Below are 20,884 nucleotides of genomic sequence, written 5' to 3' on the forward strand. Positions count from 1 at the left end.
ATAACTCATGATAACGGGTAACAACCTATTCTCCCGCAGATGACCCATCCGCTCTCACTACCTCAGCATCAAAGCTTACCGAAACACGGTCCCTCTTGGCGTTAGAGAAAACCATCACAGATTTATGGTTTGTTCCCAAACGACCGGCAGTATTAAACTCAACGGTAATTTCACCATGTTCACCCGGCATTACAGGCGCTTTGGAAAACGACGGAATAGTACAACCGCAGGAAGCCTGTGCATCTGCTATCATCAACGGGTTTTCACCGATATTTATAAACTTAAAAGCATGGCGCACCTTTGTATCCAGCTTAACCTTTCCGAAATCGAAATGATCCTGCTCAAATGCAATCTCTGTTTTGGGCATTTTATTGATTTCTTGCGTTCTCTTGCTACGCTCGTCCGGATCCGTTCCGTGAGAAGGAGGATTGCCGATACCGAATTTATTATACAAAGAGTGCGAACTGATACCCGTCAGTTCAACAATCGCAATGGTAAACACAGACAATGTTAATACAGTAAGCAATATGGTTTTCACCTGTGCATTCATAAATTTTATATTTTTTGGTGATTTGTTTATTCTTGTGTGTAAAGGTAATTGTAAATGCTTATAAAAAGATTTGTTCCATAGCATTTGCCTTCAATCTTACTTCCTCCCACTCTGCTTCCGCAACGCTTTCATACGTAATCGCTCCGCCCGTCTGATAAGAAAGATATTTCGATGTTTCATGGTACAACAGGCTTCTTATTACAACATTAAAATCAAAATTTCCTTCCGGGTCTATGTACCCCACGCTTCCGGAATACAAGCCCCTCCGGGAGAGCTCATATTGTTCTATCAGTTGCATGACCATTACCTTCGGCGCGCCTGTCATGCTCCCCATAGGAAAAGCATTTTTGATAATCGTTTCATTGCCGCAACCTTCTTTTATTTTACCGCAGACAGTCGATATCAGTTGATGCACCTGCGGAAAACTATAAACGCCGAACAGCTCCGGAACTATCACACTACCCGGTTCACAGCTTTTTGCCAAATCATTCCTTACCAGATCCACAATCATTACATTCTCCGCCCTTTCCTTTCTGTCATGTAACAATGCCTGCTTTAATGCTTCATCGGTAACAGCATCTTTGCTTCTCCTCGCAGTGCCCTTTATGGGTTGCGAAAGCAGCATATCATTTTCCCTGTAAATAAACCTTTCCGGGCTCGCACATAACAACCATTTTGTTTCATTGCGGTACAAAGCCGCAAACGGAGAAGGGTTCAGCGAATTCAGCTTATAAAACCGGTAAACAGCATCCATTTCCACCGCTTCGCAATATGCTTCCGTACAAAAATTCAGCTCGTAACAATCACCCGCTTCAATATGCTTTCTTATCCGTTCAACAACCTCAATATACCGCTCCTTCTGAAAACGATAATTCCAATGCGGCTTTGCATCATCATGGGTATTCCGAACAATGCCTGGCATTGCAAGTATAGCATCCAGAATAGCATCCGCATCTTCCTTTAATGTCGCTACATGCAATTCAGAAGAACCAGTCTTGATATAAACCACCGTTTCAGGCTGAAAGAAAAGCACATCCTCAAAACCCGTATTATTAATATGGTTGCTTTGCAGCTTCGGTTCTATGGCATTCTTCAAATCATAGCTGATATGTCCCAGCCACCAGTCCCTTTCAGGTAAATCAAGGGAATGCTTTGTCTGTATTGCATTACAGCCCGCAAGCATTTCATACCGGCACGGACCATGCCCGTATTCGTTATTGTCCATGTATGAAAAAATGCTGAATGACCTAAGCCAGTTCAGCATTTTATTCTTTATCAGTCTCCTTTCATTTTCAGCAAAGGAAAAACTAACTGTATTTCGTTTCAATATCGGAAGCGTTTAGATAACTTAAAAATCATCGTCATCATCGTCAAATCCGCCGCCGCCACCGCCAAAGTCATCTAAGCCCAGGTCGCTGAAATCGTCATCAAAATCATCGCCGCCCTTTTTCTTCTTGGCAGGACTTGTACCTTTCTTTGATTTAGGGATATCGAATTCTTCAAAATCAGGATCTTCATCATCAAAATCATCTTTAAAATCATCGTCACTGTTGAAGTCATCATCTTCTTCTTCGTCCATATCATCATCGTCGTCATCATCGTCATCCGCTTTTTTAGATTTCTTCGGTCCTTTAGCAGCAGCTTTCTTTTTAGGAGCCTCGTCATCTAAAAAAAGATCATCGTCTTCGTCCAAATCATCTTCTTCCGTGTTTTTGGACTTAGCGCTTTTTTTGGGCGCTGATTGGTTTTTTGCCGGAGCAGCTTTCTTCACAGCTGCTTTGTTTTCTGAGTTAGTTTTCATAGCACACAACTATTTCAAGATTCTTAAAATGGAGATGTAAATTTTTATTAGTTTTTTGGTTTGACAAAATTTTTCTTAAAAAATTTTGAACATTTTTTTCTTTTATTAGAACAATGTTAGCAGTTGGTCTCTTCCCGTTCCGTTTGATATATATTGTAACCTGGTCTGTAAAAACTCCTCAACAAATTTACAATAGTTTTTAAAAGTTTCGGGCAATTCTTCAGGCGAATTACATTCGCTTATATTTTTATCCCAGCCGCTGAAAGTTTTGTAAACAGGGTTAATTTCCGCATCACAAATATCAAAAGGAAACTCGTTTGTTTCGTTCCCGCCTATATTGTAAGCAGTTGCAACCTTTATCTCTTCAAAGTTATCCAGTACATCCGCCTTTGTAAGAATCAAACGCGTTACACCGCTCAACATGCAAACATAACGTAAAGCTACCAGATCAATCCATCCGCAACGACGGGGGCGTTTTGTTACCGCACCGAACTCATGGCCCTGCGCACGTAATTTCTCACCCACCTCATCATGCAGCTCCGTAGGGAAAGGGCCGCCGCCAACGCGTGTGCAATATGCTTTCGTAATGCCATACACCTCGCCTATCTTCGATGGAGCAACACCTAAACCCGTACATACACCCGCTACGATTGTATTGGACGATGTTACAAAAGGGTACGTTCCGTAATCCACATCCAGCATACTGCCCTGCGCACCTTCCGCAAGCACCTTTTTACCGTTTGCAATATGCTCATTCAGCCAGTATTCGCCATTCACTATATTCAAAGAACGCAGGTATTCGATAGCTGCAAAGAAATCGGCCTCCCATGTTTCCCATTCAGGCACCTCGTTGTACATGCGCAGCATCTCAATATGCTTTGCACGCAGGCGTTCGTATCTGTCCTGCCAGTTAGGCGCAAGGATATCGCCCACACGCAAACCGTTCCTGCCTGTTTTATCCATATAAGCAGGTCCTATACCTTTTAAAGTCGAACCGATTTTTTCTTTTCCTTTGGCATGTTCAGAAGCCGCATCCAGCGCGCGGTGCGAAGGAAGAATCAGGTGTGCTTTGTGCGAAATAAAAAGATTGTTTTGCAGGTTTAAGCCCAATGCTTTCAATCCTTCAATTTCCTCTTTCAAAGTAACCGGATCTATAACAACACCATTACCGATAAGGTTCAGCGTTTGTTCCTGAAACACACCTGAAGGAATAGTGCGGAGTACGACCTTCTCGCCATTTACATATAATGTGTGACCAGCATTGGGACCGCCCTGAAAGCGTGCAATGATGTCATAGTTTGCGGCAAGATAATCCACAATCTTCCCTTTACCTTCATCGCCCCATTGAAGGCCTATTAATACGTCAACCATGTTTTGATTTTAATACGAAAGGGCAAAAATAAAGAAACGACACGGGTTACAAACAAGGATTTTCTTTTTTTTTATTGCTTGTTTTTGTGTATTACGTAGCGGGAGAGGATAGATGTTAGATATAAGATGTTGGAAAGGAGATTCTTTGACAAATTGATTTCTGTGCCAGCATATCATATTGGTTCTGTCTCCGCAGCGTTTTCTGCAGAAGACGCTGCGCACGTTATCTATTATCGTAAACGCATGTAAAGGATTATATCATAAATGCTTAGCGTCCGCAATATCCAGTAAGGGGTGTTGCGGACGCTATATGAACATCATCTCTTTATTCTGCAAGATTCAGGAGTTGTCCACGCAGCGTCTCCCGAAGGGGACGCTGCGGTTATTGCGGACGTTAAGATAGGAACATCTGCTCTCTATTCCGTAGGATTCAGGAGTTCATTAATCTTATTATCCGCCATGAACTTTTCGGTTTCTTCCCTGAAAGTGGTTGCAAGAGCAGCAACGAGCTCCAGGTTTTCACTTACTTTGGTATAGATCTCACTAAGACTTTTTTCAAGCGATGTATTATTCAGATTGATGTTGTCTGCTTCTATCTGTCCTATTTTTTTGAGTACCGCAGTCTGGCTGTTGGAAAGGTCATCAAGCTCACGTACAATTTTATCCATCAATTGCCATTTTTCTAACTTTTGCATATTTCTATATTTTTATTTGTCTTAAAATAAGAAAAATATCCCACTATTCAGTTTTAATTAACAACACTTTACGAAAGACTGATTAGAAATAAATTTAGTAAAACAGGCAAAAGCTAAATAAAACATAGATTCGTGTTATCGCCGATTACAATAGACAAACATCCTTGATAATGTTTCAACCCATAAAGAAATAACATGCCTAACATACACCATCAGGTATTCATTATTGCTCCTGCCGAAAAAATATACGATGCATTGACAAGCCGTGACGGATTGGCCTCCTGGTGGACACCAAAAACGGAGACAAGTGCCGGCTTACATTCCGTTGCAAGGTTTACTTTCGGCGGAACCTATTATAAAGAAATGAAGATAAAGGAACTAAAACCTCCGGTATTGGTAAAGTGGAAATGTATTGCAGGCGCAGATGAATGGAAAGGGACCTCCCTTTCTTTCAAGCTGGAAGAGGGAACTAAAGAAGCATTGATAGAAACACATCCTGAAATGCAGGACCAGTTTCAGCAAAGCCAACCTGCCGCCAAAGGAACATTATTAATTTTCCACCATGACGATTGGAAAGCATATACACCCATGTTTGCCGAATGTAATTACACCTGGGGACAATTTTTGAAAAGCCTCAAATTATTTTGCGAAACAGGGAAAGGTAAGCCCTGGCCCAATCAACATAGCAACAGTATGGAGTAAAGCAGCCACTGTTATTAACTTAAGAAGCACCTATGTTAAAACTTGTTTTCTATGCACCCTTTCATCACAATTTCATGCTGAATAATCTGCCTATGTATCTATGTGTTTAAATCAACCCATGCTTATTTCTCCACCTTACCTCTTCTGTCCCCGCAACGTCTCCCGCAGGGGACGCTGCGGAAGTTTGTCCCTTACATCGAAAACCCATGTTTATTTCTCCATCGCACCTCTTCTTCCGTTTTTGGTAAAAGTTTATCCAGCATCTCCACCGCAGCCGACTGCACCTCTTCTACAAAAGGGCGCAAGTCTTTGTTGTATGCCTCAAAAGCCAATTCAAAATCCCCGTTGTGTTTTTCAAACGCATCAGCCAATGCCGTAGCGCCTATGATAGCCAGGGAACCGCCCATACCCGCTGCCGGCGAAGCACAATAACCCGCATCACCTACCAGCGCCACCCTGCCCTTTGTCCACGACGGCATTTTTATCTGACAAAATTTATCGAAGTAAAACGATTTGGATTGCAGCAATTCTTTTTGAAGTTCGGCAGCTCTCCAGCCTACGCCCTCAAACTGTGCTGCAATGATTGCTTTATGCTCCTCCTGGTTACGGAAATCATAAGCAATTTCTTTTTCCGGCCGGAAAGTGAAAATAATATCCGTTTTATGATTATACGCATATAGCGCAACCCCTTTATCAGGCTCCGCATACATTTGGTAAGTACCCTCTTCCACCAGCAGTTTATTGACAATAGCAATGGAAAAATATTGCCCCAGGAAATGATTGTATTCCGATTCGTGCCCGAACCATAATTTTCTTACTGCCGAATGTATGCCATCGCAACCGAACACAAGTTCAAACCGGCTCTGAGCACCATCCTTAAAAGTAACCGCTACAAAATCCTCCCTTTCTTCCAGAGATTGAATGCTGTTATGGAAGACAAAATCAACATCTTCTTTCAGCAGGTCAAACAGCATATTCAGCAAAACATCTCTTTCTATTTCAAATTCATCATCCGGCAATGATTCCCCCGGTTGTTTAAATATTACAGCATGTTCCGTAACATCATCGGCATTTTTGAACTCCCACTTCTCCGGCCCTATTCTGTTTGATTTTATTTGTTCAAAAAGCCCCATACGCTTTACAATATCAACCGTACGGTCTTTTATATCTACAGGTGTACCGCCCATTTTAAGATGACTGCCTATCTCTACCACCGTCACCTTATAACCCATCTTGTTCATCCAGTAAGCAGTCGTCAATCCTGCAAAACTTGCACCCGACACAAGTACTCTTTTATTTTGCTCCATTATTATTGATTAATTAATTCAGGACACAAAATTCCGCTCTGAAATCATTTCAGAAAATAAACGGACACAGTAAGTATTGGACTAATCGTGGTTTTTGCTTCGGAAAGACAATGCGGACATGCCTGTAGCCTTGGCAAACATCCGTGTAAAATAAGGGTAATCCACATAACCCAATTCAAAAGCTATCTCCTTAACCGATTTGTCGGTATGATGCAGCAAACGCTTTGCTTCCAGAATGATTCTATCCTGAATGTTTTGTGAAACCGAAAAGCCCGTAGCATTTCTGATACATTCATTCAGATAAGGGGTGGAAATATTCAGCAGCCCCGCATATTCACCCGGTCGCTTGATAGTGCAATAATTTTTTTCTAATAATTGCCTGAACCCCTTTGCAACTATTTCAAATCTTGAAAGATGGCTTTCCGGCTTATGCTGATTTAGAAACTGCGAAATCAGAAAAGCAACCAAAGTATTGCAACTATCCTTTAATAGCGGGCGATGCAGTTTGTTGTTTTTTTGTACTGAAAAATGTAAGCATAGCGAAAAAATAGCGGCAACGGTGGAACTGGCTTCCTTTGTTAAAAGCAATGGCTTAGCAGGAGCAATCTCTTCCAGAAATTTAAGATAATCGGGATTCAGGCTTTCATTTTTAATTGCCAGCGAACCAACAGTGATGTTTTTAAACTCTAGGATACGATGTACTTGATTAGGGTGCATATAAACAACAGCAGGAGCCGTGATGATATATTTTTGAAAATCAATTTCAATAAGCACACTGCCCTTCTCAACTATATGAAATGTATAACCCTCATCCCGGTGTGATTGTGTTGATTGTTCATATTCCTCTGCCGATTTAAAATCCGTTTTCTTAATATGGATTCTATCAATAGAAATGCCCCCGCTGAAATCGTCAGACATTGTATTAACCGGTATATTTTTATTGTTTTTCGGCATCAAAAAGCTAATCAGGATAGTAAGTAAAAGTATAACAAATAGTACTCGTCTCCGCAGAGTCCCTTTCAGGAGACTCTGCGGAGACGAAAGCAACCAATAAACTCCCATAACCTTATCCGCAAATCACATAGCTTTCAATACAACTGCCTCTAACAATTAATAATCAGTCTCTTACAATCCCGCGAAACTATTCGAATTCCAATCGAACACCTCTTACATCTGTGCGAACCCCTCAAACATGTAATCAGTTTTAATATAATACAAATCGAAGCCCTCTGACACGAAATCAAACACGGCTGACATGAAATCAAAGACCGCTGACACAAAATCAAACGCGGCTGACACGAAATCAAACACGGCTGACACGAAATCAAACACCGCTGACACAAAATCAAAGACCTCCGGAGCAAAATCGAACACCATCGACAACAAAACAATGACCGCATGCACCAAATCAGCAAATGCTGACAGAAAAACAAATGCTATCGACACAAAATCAAACACCACCATCACTGAAGCAAACACCCTATATACAAAATCGAACACCGCTGAGTCAAAGTAAATGCACAACATTTTTTCATCAACCCTCATAATAATTCATTCGAACATACGTTTTCAAATATAAATTACCCTGTGCGGTAATGTCATAAAAAGGAAAACCAAAGCCAAAAAAGAGCCGCATTGTGAAAAGATGAAAATGCTTTTTTAGAAACTTAAAAAATTCCCGACAATGACAAAACGTCAAGAAGATCAGCTGACCATGTGGACCGCAACAAATGCAGTATTGAAAAACTATGAGGAAAAATGGAAATCCATTGCTGCATTTGCAAACGCAGCCCATCTGTTCCGGAAAATAAGTCTGGAAGTAAATGCAGCAATAAGCACACAGCAACAGGACAATACCGGCATCACGCAAGGCAAGATAGCCATGCGAAGCAACCTGACCGAACAATGCAGGCAGATGGCCCTCAACATTGAATCTTATGCCTTCAACATAAAGGATTTTGCCCTCGAGCAACAATTCCATTTTACCCCTACTTATTTTGAAAGGCTCAGGGACAATGCCCTGCCCGTTGTGGCAGGCGCCATATTCCAAAAAGCATCCGACCTTAAAACCCAACTAAGCGATTATGGTGTAGGCGATGAAGAACTGAAAGAGCTGAAAACATTGATAGAAAAATACAAAGGCATGAATCCAGCTCCCAGACTGGCAAAGGGCGAAGTAAAACAAGCCACCGTCAATATTGCGGATAAGATAAATGAAGGCACGGAGCAGCTAAATCTGATGGATAAATTAGCGGGTAACTTCAGTAAAAAATCACCCGAATTTGTAAGCTCCTTCAGGAACGCCCGCATCGTCATCAATAGGACCAGCAGCAAAAAGCTGAAGAAAGCTTCCGATACCACAGTTGTAAAACAAATAACCGCAGCCATCTACCGATAATTAAATAATTTCGTCTGCACAATCTAAACCGACAACATGAGCGACAACTGGACAGACAGATGGAACGACAGATACAGCAATGAAACATTTGCCTACGGCGAACAGCCCAATAATTACCTGAAAGCACAACTGGAAAAGTTAGAGCCCGGGGCCATACTTTTCGCTGCGGAAGGAGAAGGACGAAATGCCGTTTTTGCTGCAAAGATCGGCTGGACAGCCGCTGCATTTGACATAAGCACTGAAGGCAAAAAGAAAGCCATGCAGCTTGCTGAAAGCAATAACGTCACAATCGACTATCAGGTAGGAGAACTACAGACATTGAATTACCAGCCAGGACAATTCGATGCCATCGCTTTGATATATGCGCATTTCCCCGCAGACATCAAATCACCTTATCACCACATACTTGACAAATATTTACGGAAAGGCGGCATCGTCATTTTTGAAGCATTCAGCAAAACACACCTTGATTACCTTGCTAAAAACGAAAAAGTAGGCGGCCCAAAAGAAATAGACATGCTGTTTTCCATTGAAGAAATAAAAGCCGATTTCCCTGATTACGAAATCCTTGAATTAACAGAGACCGAAATTGAATTAAGCGAAGGCGCATTCCACAACGGACAAGGTTCCGTAATCAGGTTCGTAGGAAAGAAGAAATAGACCACTGACATAAAATGTCTTTGAATTATTTTTTTGTTGCCTGGAAAATAGCCGATGTACTATTCTATGCTCTTTTCTATGTTTAGCCTTTCATGATTTTGATTAAATCATTTTAATCAAAACATTTATAGTATGTCTGTTTTATAGAAAATAGCCGATGTACTATTCTATGTTCTTTTCGTATGCTTAGCCCGGGCGTGCGGTAGCTGCACAAATTCAGCGGAGCATTTGAATTTGTGGCGCCTTTTTTGTTTCTTTTTTGGCGAAGCAAAAAAGAAAAAGAATAAACATTGTATATCTTGCAACCGATATTATTAGCCTCTTCAGGATGTGATTAAATCATTTCAATCATAGCATTTATAGTACCTCTGTTTTATAGAAAATAGCCGATGTCCCTATTCTATGTTCTTTTCGTATGCTTAACCCGGGCGTGCGGTAGCTGCACAAATTCAGCGGAGCAACTTTTCTCATGCGCACCATCTAAAATAAATAAATGCGCATATTTGAATTTGTGGCACCTTTTTTGTTTCTTTTTTGGCGAAGCAAAAAAGAAAAAGAATAAACATTGTATATCTTGCAACCGATATTATTAGCCTCTTCAGAGAATGAAACACCTGTTTAACGGAATACTTTTCGCTGCCGCAATCATTGCAGGTAGCTGTTCCTCAACCAATAATTCAGCCGAGCAAACAACGGATACTTCCGCTGAAAGCACTGCACCGCAAGTAAAAGTGCCTCTATTTAATGCCGACTCCGCCTATTCTTACACGGCGCAGCAGGTTGCCTTCGGTCCGCGCACACCCGGCTCCGCATCGCAACTGAAATGCGCAAACTGGATGGAAACACATCTAAAGATGTACACCGACACGGTGTATCGTCAGGAAACCACCGTCATTGCGGGCGACAATAAGACTAAGCTGCGTTGCATCAACTTAATCGGTGTCATAAACCCGCAAGCGCCCCGCAGGATTTTATTGTTGGCACATTGGGACAGCCGTCCCTGGGCAGACAGAGATATTGCCAACAAAAACACGCCTATAGATGCCGCAGACGATGGTGCAAGCGGCGTTGCCGTATTAATAGAACTCGCAAACCGCATCAGGCAAAATCCGCTGACAAATAAAGATATCGGTATCGACATCCTGCTAACAGATGTAGAAGATTACGGCAAAAGTGAATGGGGAGATAACTCCTATGCATTAGGCACGCAATACTGGGCAAGAAACCCGCATGTGCCGGGATATAAAGCCGAAGGCGGTATTTTACTCGACATGGTAGGCGGTAAAAATGCAAGGTTCCTCCTGGAATCTATTTCGCGCCAGTTTGCTGGCAATCTGCAGAGAGATGTCTGGAGCGCAGCCACCACAGCAGGCTTCTCTTCCTTCTTTGTGTATGACGAAGGCGGACAAATTACCGATGACCATGTGCCTGTAAACGAAATCATGCACATACCGACCATAGATATCATTTGCCTTCCCGCAGATTCGCCCACAGGCTTTCCCCTGCATTGGCATACACACAACGACAACATGAGCGTCATTGATAAATCTACCTTAAACGCCGTCGGACAAACTTTGTTACAATTTATTTATAGTCGGTAAAATTTTCCTCGCAGCGTCGCGGCGACACTGCGAGAATCATGTCAATTTCTTACAATTTATTAGAAAACACCTTCGACAGAGGCTCGCCATTGTTGCGTCTTTGATCAACAGCAGCAGCTATAATTTCCCATCCCGCTGCATCGTTGCGTCGCCGAGAGAATCATGTCAGTTTCTTACAATTTATTAGAAAACACCTTCAGCGTCTTTTGACTAACAGCAATAGTTATAATTCCTCTCGTTGCATCGTTGCGACGCTGCGAGAAAAAAACAAAACCGCTTCGATTGAAGCGGTTTCTTTCTGAGAAAACAGAATGCGTTATTTAGCATATCGTCTTAAAGAATCCAGCGGAATATCGCCCTGGAAAGTCTTGATCAGCTTCCTGTCTTTATCGTAAATATTCAGCTGAGGCAACATATGGTAATTGTATATCTTTTCAATAGCAAAAGCGCTGTCGATACCCACTACGATTTCAGGATATTTGCCGATTTTCGTAGCCTGATAAAAGCTATTCAGGTAAGACATCATTTGCGGCCCCGCCATGAATACAATATCATTCTTCTTAAAGGTTTCATAATTTTCACCCATCAGCTTTGCCATATTAATGCAATGTCCGCAGGTAGGATTGAACATAAACAGAAATAAATTGTGTTTACTGTCGAATGACTTTTCATTGTATTCTTTACGCGTACTGTCAATCAGGCGCATGGCAGGCAACGGAGCGCCCGGTAATTTGTAATTATCTAAAACAGGATCGCCCTTTTTATCCTGCGCAAAAACAATGGAACATAATGCAACGATGACCGCTGCGCTTAAAAATATTTTTTTCATCCGATGTATGAATAATTGAATTTAGCTTGGAACTTTACCTTTCAAAAATAAGGCAAAACAAATAATAATCATGTCTAAACCGCCAAACAATAACATTCCGTTAGCCGAACGCATGCGCCCGCAGTCCCTGCAGGAGTTTACGGGTCAGAAGCACCTGACAGGCGAAGGGAAAGTATTGCGCAATATGATTGAAAGCAAGCAACTGCAATCCATGATTTTCTGGGGCCCTCCCGGCGTCGGCAAAACTACCCTCGCGCAAATCATTGCAAAGCAAATGGACATGCAATTCTTTCAGTTGAGCGCCATAGAAAGCGGCGTAAAAGAAGTACGTGCCGTTATCGACTTATCGCGCAAAGCAGGAAAAGCTATTTTATTCATTGACGAAATACATCGCTTCAATAAAGCACAACAGGACAGCCTGTTGGGCGCAGTTGAAAAAGGGATCATAACGCTTATTGGCGCTACAACCGAAAACCCTTCCTTTGAAGTTATCAGCGCATTGCTCAGCCGTTGCCAGGTTTATATTTTAGAAGCCTTTACAGAAGACGAATTAAAAGAAATCATTCAGCATGCCTTTGAAAAAGACGAATGGCTCAAATCGCAGCATGCGGAAATAGTTGAATGGGAAGCGTTGATACAATTGAGCGGCGGCGATGGCCGGAGAATACTGAACCTCCTTGAATTAGTAGTACAGAGCCTCCCTGCAGATGATAAAAAAATAACCAATGAAAAAGTGCAGCAGATTGTACAACAGAAAATGGCTTTGTACGATAAAAGCGGCGAACAGCATTACGACATCATCTCGGCATTTATAAAAAGCATCAGAGGCAGCGACCCCAACGCAGCCGTTTATTACCTCGCAAGAATGATTGAAGGCGGCGAAGACCCGAAATTTATCGCGAGAAGATTATTGATACTCGCAAGCGAAGACATCGGCAATGCCAATCCGAATGCTTTGCTATTGGCTACCTCCTGCTTTCAGGCCGTTGAAATGATTGGCTATCCCGAATGCAGGATCATTCTTTCCCAGGCAGTAACCTATCTGGCATCCTCTGTAAAAAGCAATGCTGCTTACATGGCTATCAACAATGCACAGGCATTGGTAAAACAAACAGGCGACCTGTCGGTACCCTTACACATCAGGAACGCGCCCACAAAATTGATGAAAGACATTGGCTATGGTAAAAGCTATAAATACGCGCACGATTTTCCCGGCAACTTTGTAGAGCAGCAATTTATGCCCGATGCAATAGATGGTACAAAACTCTACGACCCGGGCAACAATGCTGCTGAAGAAAGACAACGCGAATACCTCAGAGCCTGCTGGAAAGAAAAGTATGGTTATTGAATTAAAAGTCAAAGCCAACAAGTGTCCGTCATCTCGACCGGAGTAAAAATTACGAAGCAAAGCGAAGTTATTTTTATGAGCGGAGAGATCTCCCCGACGCGTGCAAAAACCTCGGAGATCTCTCCGCTCGCAAATTTCCTTCATTTCATTCCGGAAATTCGCTCCGGTCGAGATGACGGACCCACCGAACTCAGACTATGATTTGAACTTTGGCAAGCTCAATTTCTTGGTTACCGCAACAAAACGAATCAGGAAAATAAATAGCCCGGAAAGTATAAAACTTAAAGTCCTGTCCATCTGTAAATGCTCCAGTCCCAGGTAAAGAAAAGCGCCTGCAAGACAAGCTGTAGCGTAAATTTCTTTTCTGAACAATACAGGTGTCTGGTTACTCAGCACATCACGGATAACACCGCCCATTACCGCAGAAAACATACCCATCATAGCGGCTATCAAAGGATGTACACCGAGGTTCAATGCTTTCTCCGTACCGAGAATGGTGAAAAGCGAAATCCCGAATGTATCGAAAAGGAAAAGCATCTTCCGTAATTTCAGTAAGGGGCCATAGAACACTTTCGCCAGTATAACTCCCGCAATAATAGCATACAGGAACTGAACATTACTGATCCACACCAAAGGATAGCTGCCTAATAATATATCCCTTAAGCTACCGCCGCCGATAGCTGTTATAAATCCGATAAAAGTAACGCCAAACCAGTCGTGTTCGTCATTATTGCTCGCAGCCAATGCACCAGAAACAGCAAAGAAACAGGTACCGAAAAGCTCAAAGATATATTGGATACTCATAAGGCAGGCTTAGGTTTTATGAACATTTGCATACATCATTTCAATGATACCCACTACCGCTTTTCCTTCCTCTGCGCCCGTCATGATTGGCATATCATGATTCAGCACATCTACCACATTTTGTATAACCTTATCATGATTACTCATAGAACCCTTATACAGCCCGTAATCGTTTTCTTTCGCAACAATATTGATCTGAGGCAAAGCTTCTCCCTGAATGCATTGGTATTCCAGCGTATTCAGGTATTGGCCGCCGATTTTCAACGTCCCGTTTTCTGCAAGAATGGTAATGGAACCTTCCATATTCTTCTCATACGCACAGGTAGAGAAATTGAAATTGATTAAAGAACCATTTTCAGCTTCCAGTACAAAAGCGCCGCTATCTTCAAACTCTGTATTATCCTGATGCGCAAAATTGCGAAGCACACCCGATGCCTTGCTGATATTACCATTCAGGTAATAAAGAATATCAATAAAATGGCTGAACTGCGTAAACAAACAACCGCCGTCTTTATCTTTCTTGCCACGCCATTCGCTTTGGGCATAATAATTATTGCTGCGGTTCCAGAAACAATTTACCTGCATCATATACACTTTGCCCATTCTTCCCGATTGTACCAAATCTTTCACAGCAGCCACCGGCGGGTTATACCTGTTTTGCTTAACAGCAAACACATGCTGCTTTGTTGATTTGGCAACAGCAATCATTTCATCACATTCTGCAATACTCATAGCCATTGGTTTTTCAACAACGACATGCTTACCGGCTTTCATTGCTTCAACCGCATGTTGACAATGCAGATAGTTGGGCGTGCAAATACAGACAACATCTATGTTAGTCCCCGAAAGCATTTCAGCATAATCATTATAAAAAGAGATCCCTGCATCCGGTAAATGTTTTGCTCCATCCGCGTCAATATCACATACCGCAACCAGCTTGCAGGCATCATTATTCAAAATATGCTCTGCATGACGCTTCCCTATATGCCCGAAACCAATAATCGCAAAATGAATCATAGAAGAATTCAAAAAGTAAAAAGTAAAAAAGTAAGCTCCATCCGTAAATCAGTTAGCAAATATAACCCCTGTGACGCTAATACGGCATAAACCCTCGTCATTCAATATACGTACCTGCTCTATGATGTCCTCCTGCTGCACTTCAGGAAAATTCGTTTGTATGTCTGCAACAGTTATTTCTTTGGATTGATCAATCAATGCCAGAAGGCCGCTCCTGAAATCTACAGGCAAATTATGCGTTCTTTGTTTTCTCAGGCAGGCATCACATTGTCCGCACTCTTTCTTTATAGATTCGCCAAAATACCGGGAAAGCAAAATATTTCTGCAGACATCTTCGTTTCTTATATAGGCAATCATTTTTGAAAGCCGCTCCTGATAAGACTTTTTGAGCATGTCAATCCTTTTCATATTCAGCCGGAACGTCGGCTTTCCTATTCTGTCGTGCAGCCAGTATAAGGTTCCTCCTGTCGTTGCAGGCTGATATTGAATAATACCCAAAGCTGCCAGTTGCCGCAGCCCTTCATCTAATTGCGGCTTCTCGATACGCAGCATCTTACTTACGTCAAAAGGCTGTATTGCCGTAGGGAAATGAAAAACGCTTCCATACAAACGCAATAAACCTGTTGCTATGTAAGCAAGCTTCGGATGGCTTTTCTCCAGATGATTCAGCGTACTCCTGTCCGTACTGAATTCCACAATTGTTTCTGTACCTGCATTTTCATTCCACACCCAAAAGCCTTCTCTGTCCAGCAACTTGATAGCGCTCAACGTCTTAAGCATTTCCAGCTGAAAAGCCTGTATAAAAGCAATGGCATCGAATGCAAGCAATTGCTCCGCGCCGCTGCCGACAGGCATTTTCATATAATCACCCACCAGATGATATATCTTCTCAAGGTATTCAGCCGGAGGATATTTAATATCCACTGAGGCCTCAAGATTAACGATATCTCTTTGGTTAAAAAACATGGAAGCCATGGCCTGTTTACCGTCGCGCCCTGCCCTGCCCGCTTCCTGATAATATTCTTCCAGATTTTCAGGAACATCGTAATGCACCACCTGACGGACATCAGGCTTATCAATGCCCATGCCAAACGCCGTAGTTGCACAAATAATGGCTTTATCGCTTTGCGTCCATTTCGCCTGTGCAAAATCACGCTCTTCTTTTGTCAGCCCGGCATGGTAAATACCTGCATCAAAGCCCTCATTCTTCAACTGCAAAGAAGTCTCCGCACAGCGTTTCCTGCTTCTGCAATACAATATACCGCTGCCGCTGTTCTGTCTGAAGGCATGATTTATATCACCCGGCTTATTTTCAGAATAATGAACCTGATAAATCAGGTTTTCACGCACCACGCTTTGCTTGAATATATTTGGTTCACGCAGTTCCAGTTGATGGATAATATCATCCTGTACCTGCTGGTTGGCAGATGCAGTCAGTGCCATAAAAGGCACATCAGGAAAACTTTTCCTTAGAACCGAAATCTTGCGGTAAGCTGGCCGGAAGTCATGTCCCCATTGCGAGATACAGTGGGCTTCATCCACCGCAATCAGATTTAAATTAAACTGTGGTAAATAATCCTGAAACAGCTCCGACTGTAACCTTTCCGGAGAAACATACAGGAGTTTATAAGCATTTTTAGAGGCCTGATACAAAACCTCATCCAATTGTTTGTTTGTAAGACCCGAATGGATAAACACCGCGTCTACACCACGCTTCCTTAGCTGCATGACCTGATCCTGCATCAAGGCAATAAGAGGACTTACTACCAGGCAAAAACCGTCCTGCGCCAACGCAGGTACCTGATAACATATTGATTTGCCGCCGCCAGTGGGCAACATGGCAAAACAATCCTTGCCGCCCAGAACAGTGTTGATAATATCTTCCTGCATCGGACGGAAGCCATCATAATTCCAATATTGCTTTAGTATTTGTCGGAGCAAGGCAATTAAATTAAACTATCTTTTTTGGACCTCAGTGTAACGAGGCCTAATGTGATAAAAAACAATCCCAAAATCAACATAAAAACAACACCTGTAGTTTTACTATTATTGTGATGCGCTGCATTATAATCCCTTAGTGCCAGGTATTCTGAAGAAACATCAGCCAGTTCAATAACATCAATACTATTGCATTTAATCGTTTTGTCCCAAAAGTTCAGCGGTTCTGTCCTGATGATTTTCTTATTGTAGTCAGCGGTTTTAATTCCTATAAATACAGAATCTCCTCTCTTGACTGTATTCACATAATCTTCGGCATACATGGCTTTATAAGCAGCACCTGATATATTGAACGTAAACTCAGGATATGATTTCAATTGAATTTCAATAGATCGCGCGCCCTTTGAACCTTTTATTATATACGGGTCATTATCCAAGACATCTGTTACCAATCTGATATCAACGGATGTCAGATCAGGATCTTCTTTTTTCACAGCCCAACAACCGGTTAGTATAAGAATTAAGACACCTAATGCCAGCAATACATAACCAATCCTTCTTGTATTTCTTAATTTTATTTCTTTTTCCTTACTCCTGTTTCTGAACGCATACCTTCCAATTTCAGATTTAAGCTTATCATAGTTTTTGTAAACACGAGAGCTAACGCTATATTTATCTGATTCACCATAAATCGTCATTTCAAACCATGACGAATATTTATCTTTTTTAGGCATCTCAATCCAATCCTGTACAGCAGGCAAATAAATTTCCTTTTTCTTATAACCTAAAATAGAATAGACAATAAGCATTTCATTTTCTATAACAATTTTGTCAAAGTTCAATATGCCCCAAAATATTACCAGAGCAGCAAGAAAAAAGAAACAAGCCATGATAAAGGTTACTAAATTCAAATAAACTCCTTTATTGGCTTGCACAGTCAAGAATACTGAAACGGCCAGGCAAACTAAAAATGCTCCCGACAACAAAAGAAACGGTCCTAATTTCTTCTTTAAAATAATCATATCAGGCAATAAAAAAACAGGCAAGAGAAATTCTTGCCTGTGTAAAAATAATCTTTTTTCTATTTCTTTAATTCGCTGTAAGCTCATTCACCACTTCAATAAAATTCCTCGTAATAAACTGCATCTCTTCCTCCGTCATTTCGGTATGAATCGGCAAAGAAATCACACGTTTATTCAAATAGTCTGTTGTTGCCAGTTCCACCTGCTCTACATCCATTCCGTCAAACATTTTTTGCTTATGGCTCGGAACAGGATAATATATCATACTCGGGATGCCACGCTCCGTAAGCTTTTCCTGTACTTTATCACGATTGACATTATCCAGTTGCAATGTATATTGATGATACACGTGATGGCTGTAAGAAGCCCGCTTAGGGGTTATGATATTCGCATGATTTGCAAAAGCATTATCATAATAATCTGCCACGGCACGTCGTGTATCACAGTAACCGTCCAGCTCTCTCAATTTGATACGCAGGATTGCTGCCTGAATGGTGTCTAACCTGCTGTTGCAACCTACCATATCATGATAGTATTTCACTTTTTGCCCGTGGTTTGCTATCATGTATAATTTTTCAGCCAAAACATCATCATTGGTAAAAATAGCGCCGCCGTCACCGTAACAACCCAGGTTTTTGGAAGGGAAAAAGGAAGTCGTACCAATGGCTCCCATTGTACCATTCATCTTCTTCGTTCCGTCAGGGAAAGTATAAGTGCCGCCGATAGCCTGCGCCGTATCTTCAATCACAGGAATATTATGCTCAGCTGCGATATCCAGAATTTCTTTCATCGCAGCACTCTGACCATATAAATGCACCGGAATAATTGCTTTGGTTTCAGGAGTGATTGCAGCTTTCAGTGATTCCGGAGTCATGGTAAAAGTAGCTTCGTCCACTTCAACAAAAACCGGTTTCAATCCCAGCAAAGCAACTACTTCAACAGTTGCGATATAAGTAAAGGATGGTGTAATTACTTCATCACCGGGTTTCAGACCTAATGCCATCAAAGCTATCTGGATAGCGTCTGTTCCGTTGGCACATGGAATGACATGCTTCACTTGTAAATAATCCTGTAACTCCTGAGCAAATAATTTCACATCAGGACCATTAATAAATGCAGTAGTATCAATTACGTTTGCAATTGCTGCATCAATCTGTGGTTTAATCTTTAAATATTGGCGTTTTAAATCCACCATTTGTAAAGGGGCCATTATAATATAGATATTAGATTTGAGATTTGGAAGCTGGGTTTTGGAATTTTATACTTTCTGCTATTCTTCTTTTTTGCCTGCAAGCAAATAAAGTACTGCCATCCGGACAGCTACACCGTTTTGTACCTGATCCAGGATAATGGAATTCTTGCTGTCTGCTACATCACTGTTCAATTCCACGCCACGATTAATGGGTCCCGGATGCATTATAATAATTTCCTTTTTCAATGAATCGAGCATCGCTTTATTAATGCCGTAATACAAAGAATATTCCCTTAACGTAGAAAACAAAGGTTTATTCTGGCGTTCCAACTGGATTCTTAAAACATTTGCAACGTCGCACCACTCCAAAGTCTTCCTTACATCATAAGAGACTTTCACACCAAGCTTTTCAATATGTTTTGGAATCAGTGTAGGCGGGCCGCAAACAATCACTTCCGCGCCCATTTTCGTCAGTAAATAAATATTGCTCAATGCAACCCTCGAATGCATGATATCGCCGAAAAGCGCTACCTTCTTGCCTTTCAGATCTCCAAGTTTCTCGCGTATGGAAAAAGCATCCAGCAAAGCCTGAGTGGGATGTTCATTAATACCATCGCCTGCATTGACAATACTTGCATTAATATGTTGCGCCAGAAAATGCGGCGCCCCGCTTGCAGAATGGCGCATTACTACCATATCCACTTTCATGGAAAGGATGTTATTAACGGTATCAATCAATGTTTCACCTTTGGAAACCGAACTACCGGATGCCGTAAAATTAATGGTATCGGCACTTAATCTTTTTTCTGCCAGTTCGAACGAAATGCGCGTCCGTGTTGAATTCTCGTAGAATAAATTTACTATGGTCGTATCTCTGAGTGTAGGAACTTTTTTAATAGGTCGTTGTAATACGTCCTTAAAATTATCTGCCGTGCGAAGAATCAAATCTATATCCTCCGGAGTCAAATCTTTAATACCTAATAAATGTTTAACGGATAACGACACTTTATAGCTTTAAATTTTAATATTTGTTACAATCTATTTTTCAGAAAAAGAGTTGTCAGCTTCAAAAAGTTGACAACTCTAATCCAACATAACTACTTCATCTTTTTTATCTTTCTCTTTCCAAAGCACTTTTACTTTTTGCGCTGCCACAGAATCAACAGTCATACCAACATAATCGGGCTGAATAGGTAATTCCCTGCTAAACCTTCTGTCAATTAAAACCAATAGTTCTACAGATTCGGGCCTTCCGAAATCAAGCAATGCATCCAGTCCCGCACGTATCGTACGCCCTGTGTACAATACATCATCAATCAACACTACTTTCTTATTTTCCAGAGAGAAATTTATCTGTGTTTCTTTGGCTATATGCAATTCGGGCGAGGTATTGAAATCATCTCTGTAAAAAGTGATATCCAACATCCCATAAGGAATAGAAACACCGGGAATCAATTCTTTTAATTTCTGATGAATCCTGTCGGAAAGAAAGACACCTCTCGGCTGCATACCAATCAACACCGTATCAGAAAAATCAAGATGATTTTCGAGCAACTGATGCGCAAGGCGCTCAATTGTTATTTGCAGATGCTGTTGGGTGAATAAGGATTTCATTTATGTGAATTGTCAATAGCTAATTGTCAATAGTG

General features: G+C 41.5%; 21 protein-coding genes. 5 read left to right on the forward strand and 16 right to left on the reverse strand.

The genetic code is table 11. The annotated features are described in order from the left end of the window. Positions 1–25: 25 nt before the first annotated feature. From F0919_RS03370 to F0919_RS03390, 5 genes are all read right to left on the reverse strand, one after another. Positions 26–550, reverse strand: coding sequence for a DUF1573 domain-containing protein (locus tag F0919_RS03370; protein WP_190277242.1), 525 nt, complete (start codon positions 548–550; stop codon positions 26–28). Between the two features lie 58 nt (positions 551–608). After that, positions 609–1,877 carry an anthranilate synthase component I family protein gene (locus F0919_RS03375; RefSeq protein WP_150031301.1) on the reverse strand — a complete coding sequence of 423 codons (1,269 nt, stop codon included), beginning with the start codon at positions 1,875–1,877 and terminating at the stop codon, positions 609–611. Between the two features lie 21 nt (positions 1,878–1,898). Beyond that, positions 1,899–2,351, reverse strand: coding sequence for a hypothetical protein (locus F0919_RS03380; RefSeq protein WP_150031302.1), 453 nt, complete (start codon positions 2,349–2,351; stop codon positions 1,899–1,901). Between the two features lie 105 nt (positions 2,352–2,456). Further along, positions 2,457–3,722: an adenylosuccinate synthase gene (locus tag F0919_RS03385; protein WP_150031303.1), complete on the reverse strand. Its 1,266-nt coding sequence runs from the start codon at positions 3,720–3,722 to the stop codon at positions 2,457–2,459. A 416-nt stretch (positions 3,723–4,138) separates the two neighbouring features. After that, positions 4,139–4,417 carry a hypothetical protein gene (locus F0919_RS03390; RefSeq protein ID WP_150031304.1) on the reverse strand — a complete coding sequence of 93 codons (279 nt, stop codon included), beginning with the start codon at positions 4,415–4,417 and terminating at the stop codon, positions 4,139–4,141. A 195-nt stretch (positions 4,418–4,612) separates the two neighbouring features. Here F0919_RS03390 and F0919_RS03395 point away from each other — a divergent pair, with 195 nt between their 5' ends. Beyond that, a complete protein-coding gene (locus F0919_RS03395) occupies positions 4,613–5,119 on the forward strand; it encodes an SRPBCC family protein (RefSeq protein ID WP_150031305.1) in 507 nt (168 codons plus the stop codon). A gap of 191 nt (positions 5,120–5,310) precedes the next feature. Here F0919_RS03395 and F0919_RS03400 read toward each other — a convergent pair whose 3' ends face one another. From F0919_RS03400 to F0919_RS03410, 3 genes are all read right to left on the reverse strand, one after another. Next, positions 5,311–6,426 carry an FAD-dependent monooxygenase gene (locus F0919_RS03400; RefSeq protein ID WP_150031306.1) on the reverse strand — a complete coding sequence of 372 codons (1,116 nt, stop codon included), beginning with the start codon at positions 6,424–6,426 and terminating at the stop codon, positions 5,311–5,313. An 81-nt stretch (positions 6,427–6,507) separates the two neighbouring features. Further along, the gene (locus tag F0919_RS03405; protein ID WP_235903449.1) at positions 6,508–7,344 is read right to left on the reverse strand and encodes a helix-turn-helix domain-containing protein; all 837 of its coding nucleotides are present in this window, start codon (positions 7,342–7,344) and stop codon (positions 6,508–6,510) included. Positions 7,345–7,593: 249 nt separating this feature from the next. Then, positions 7,594–7,971, reverse strand: coding sequence for a hypothetical protein (locus F0919_RS03410; RefSeq protein ID WP_150031308.1), 378 nt, complete (start codon positions 7,969–7,971; stop codon positions 7,594–7,596). A 139-nt stretch (positions 7,972–8,110) separates the two neighbouring features. On the opposite strand from F0919_RS03410, the gene F0919_RS03415 reads away from it, so the two are divergent. The 3 genes from F0919_RS03415 to F0919_RS03425 all read left to right on the forward strand — a co-directional run bounded on the left by F0919_RS03415 (position 8,111) and on the right by F0919_RS03425 (position 11,085). Next, positions 8,111–8,824: a hypothetical protein gene (locus F0919_RS03415; RefSeq protein WP_150031309.1), complete on the forward strand. Its 714-nt coding sequence runs from the start codon at positions 8,111–8,113 to the stop codon at positions 8,822–8,824. A 36-nt stretch (positions 8,825–8,860) separates the two neighbouring features. Further along, positions 8,861–9,484 carry a class I SAM-dependent methyltransferase gene (locus tag F0919_RS03420; RefSeq protein ID WP_150031310.1) on the forward strand — a complete coding sequence of 208 codons (624 nt, stop codon included), beginning with the start codon at positions 8,861–8,863 and terminating at the stop codon, positions 9,482–9,484. A 605-nt stretch (positions 9,485–10,089) separates the two neighbouring features. Then, positions 10,090–11,085, forward strand: coding sequence for a M28 family peptidase (locus F0919_RS03425; RefSeq protein ID WP_150031311.1), 996 nt, complete (start codon positions 10,090–10,092; stop codon positions 11,083–11,085). Between the two features lie 316 nt (positions 11,086–11,401). Here F0919_RS03425 and F0919_RS03430 read toward each other — a convergent pair whose 3' ends face one another. Beyond that, positions 11,402–11,914, reverse strand: coding sequence for a TlpA family protein disulfide reductase (locus F0919_RS03430; RefSeq protein ID WP_150031312.1), 513 nt, complete (start codon positions 11,912–11,914; stop codon positions 11,402–11,404). Positions 11,915–11,984: 70 nt separating this feature from the next. On the opposite strand from F0919_RS03430, the gene F0919_RS03435 reads away from it, so the two are divergent. Beyond that, on the forward strand, positions 11,985–13,262 hold the full coding sequence (locus tag F0919_RS03435; RefSeq protein ID WP_150031313.1) for a replication-associated recombination protein A: 1,278 nt from the start codon (positions 11,985–11,987) through the stop codon (positions 13,260–13,262). A gap of 195 nt (positions 13,263–13,457) precedes the next feature. Here F0919_RS03435 and F0919_RS03440 read toward each other — a convergent pair whose 3' ends face one another. The 7 genes from F0919_RS03440 to pyrR form a co-directional block, all read right to left on the reverse strand. Further along, positions 13,458–14,066: a trimeric intracellular cation channel family protein gene (locus F0919_RS03440; protein ID WP_150031314.1), complete on the reverse strand. Its 609-nt coding sequence runs from the start codon at positions 14,064–14,066 to the stop codon at positions 13,458–13,460. Positions 14,067–14,075: 9 nt separating this feature from the next. Continuing rightward, a complete protein-coding gene (locus tag F0919_RS03445; protein ID WP_150031315.1) occupies positions 14,076–15,083 on the reverse strand; it encodes a Gfo/Idh/MocA family protein in 1,008 nt (335 codons plus the stop codon). Positions 15,084–15,131: 48 nt separating this feature from the next. Beyond that, the gene (locus tag F0919_RS03450; RefSeq protein ID WP_150031316.1) at positions 15,132–17,024 is read right to left on the reverse strand and encodes a RecQ family ATP-dependent DNA helicase; all 1,893 of its coding nucleotides are present in this window, start codon (positions 17,022–17,024) and stop codon (positions 15,132–15,134) included. Positions 17,025–17,029: 5 nt separating this feature from the next. Beyond that, complete coding sequence (locus tag F0919_RS03455; RefSeq protein WP_150031317.1) at positions 17,030–17,932, reverse strand: hypothetical protein; 903 nt, start codon at positions 17,930–17,932, stop codon at positions 17,030–17,032. 178 nt (positions 17,933–18,110) lie between these two features. Then, positions 18,111–19,253 carry a DegT/DnrJ/EryC1/StrS family aminotransferase gene (locus F0919_RS03460; protein ID WP_150031318.1) on the reverse strand — a complete coding sequence of 381 codons (1,143 nt, stop codon included), beginning with the start codon at positions 19,251–19,253 and terminating at the stop codon, positions 18,111–18,113. Positions 19,254–19,313: 60 nt separating this feature from the next. Continuing rightward, a complete protein-coding gene (locus F0919_RS03465) occupies positions 19,314–20,240 on the reverse strand; it encodes an aspartate carbamoyltransferase catalytic subunit (RefSeq protein WP_150031319.1) in 927 nt (308 codons plus the stop codon). Between the two features lie 78 nt (positions 20,241–20,318). Beyond that, entirely contained in the window at positions 20,319–20,849 is a 531-nt protein-coding gene (pyrR, locus tag F0919_RS03470) for a bifunctional pyr operon transcriptional regulator/uracil phosphoribosyltransferase PyrR (RefSeq protein WP_150031320.1), read from the reverse strand. Positions 20,850–20,884 lie beyond the last annotated feature (35 nt).

It is taken from the genome of Taibaiella lutea, from assembly GCF_008629695.1.
Lineage (GTDB): Bacteria > Bacteroidota > Bacteroidia > Chitinophagales > Chitinophagaceae > Taibaiella > Taibaiella lutea.

Excerpts from the sequence above, each read along its gene's own strand:
- F0919_RS03370 (WP_190277242.1), bottom strand. The coding sequence starts at position 550 with ATGAATGCACAGGTGAAAACCATATTGCTTACTGTATTAACATTGTCT.
- F0919_RS03380 (WP_150031302.1), bottom strand. The coding sequence starts at position 2,351 with ATGAAAACTAACTCAGAAAACAAAGCAGCTGTGAAGAAAGCTGCTCCG.
- F0919_RS03385 (WP_150031303.1), bottom strand. The coding sequence starts at position 3,722 with ATGGTTGACGTATTAATAGGCCTTCAATGGGGCGATGAAGGTAAAGGG.
- F0919_RS03390 (WP_150031304.1), bottom strand. The coding sequence starts at position 4,417 with ATGCAAAAGTTAGAAAAATGGCAATTGATGGATAAAATTGTACGTGAG.
- F0919_RS03395 (WP_150031305.1), top strand. The coding sequence starts at position 4,613 with ATGCCTAACATACACCATCAGGTATTCATTATTGCTCCTGCCGAAAAA.
- F0919_RS03400 (WP_150031306.1), bottom strand. The coding sequence starts at position 6,426 with ATGGAGCAAAATAAAAGAGTACTTGTGTCGGGTGCAAGTTTTGCAGGA.
- F0919_RS03405 (WP_235903449.1), bottom strand. The coding sequence starts at position 7,344 with ATGTCTGACGATTTCAGCGGGGGCATTTCTATTGATAGAATCCATATT.
- F0919_RS03410 (WP_150031308.1), bottom strand. The coding sequence starts at position 7,971 with ATGAGGGTTGATGAAAAAATGTTGTGCATTTACTTTGACTCAGCGGTG.
- F0919_RS03415 (WP_150031309.1), top strand. The coding sequence starts at position 8,111 with ATGACAAAACGTCAAGAAGATCAGCTGACCATGTGGACCGCAACAAAT.
- F0919_RS03420 (WP_150031310.1), top strand. The coding sequence starts at position 8,861 with ATGAGCGACAACTGGACAGACAGATGGAACGACAGATACAGCAATGAA.
- F0919_RS03425 (WP_150031311.1), top strand. The coding sequence starts at position 10,090 with ATGAAACACCTGTTTAACGGAATACTTTTCGCTGCCGCAATCATTGCA.
- F0919_RS03430 (WP_150031312.1), bottom strand. The coding sequence starts at position 11,914 with ATGAAAAAAATATTTTTAAGCGCAGCGGTCATCGTTGCATTATGTTCC.
- F0919_RS03435 (WP_150031313.1), top strand. The coding sequence starts at position 11,985 with ATGTCTAAACCGCCAAACAATAACATTCCGTTAGCCGAACGCATGCGC.
- F0919_RS03440 (WP_150031314.1), bottom strand. The coding sequence starts at position 14,066 with ATGAGTATCCAATATATCTTTGAGCTTTTCGGTACCTGTTTCTTTGCT.
- F0919_RS03445 (WP_150031315.1), bottom strand. The coding sequence starts at position 15,083 with ATGATTCATTTTGCGATTATTGGTTTCGGGCATATAGGGAAGCGTCAT.
- F0919_RS03460 (WP_150031318.1), bottom strand. The coding sequence starts at position 19,253 with ATGGCCCCTTTACAAATGGTGGATTTAAAACGCCAATATTTAAAGATT.
- pyrR (WP_150031320.1), bottom strand. The coding sequence starts at position 20,849 with ATGAAATCCTTATTCACCCAACAGCATCTGCAAATAACAATTGAGCGC.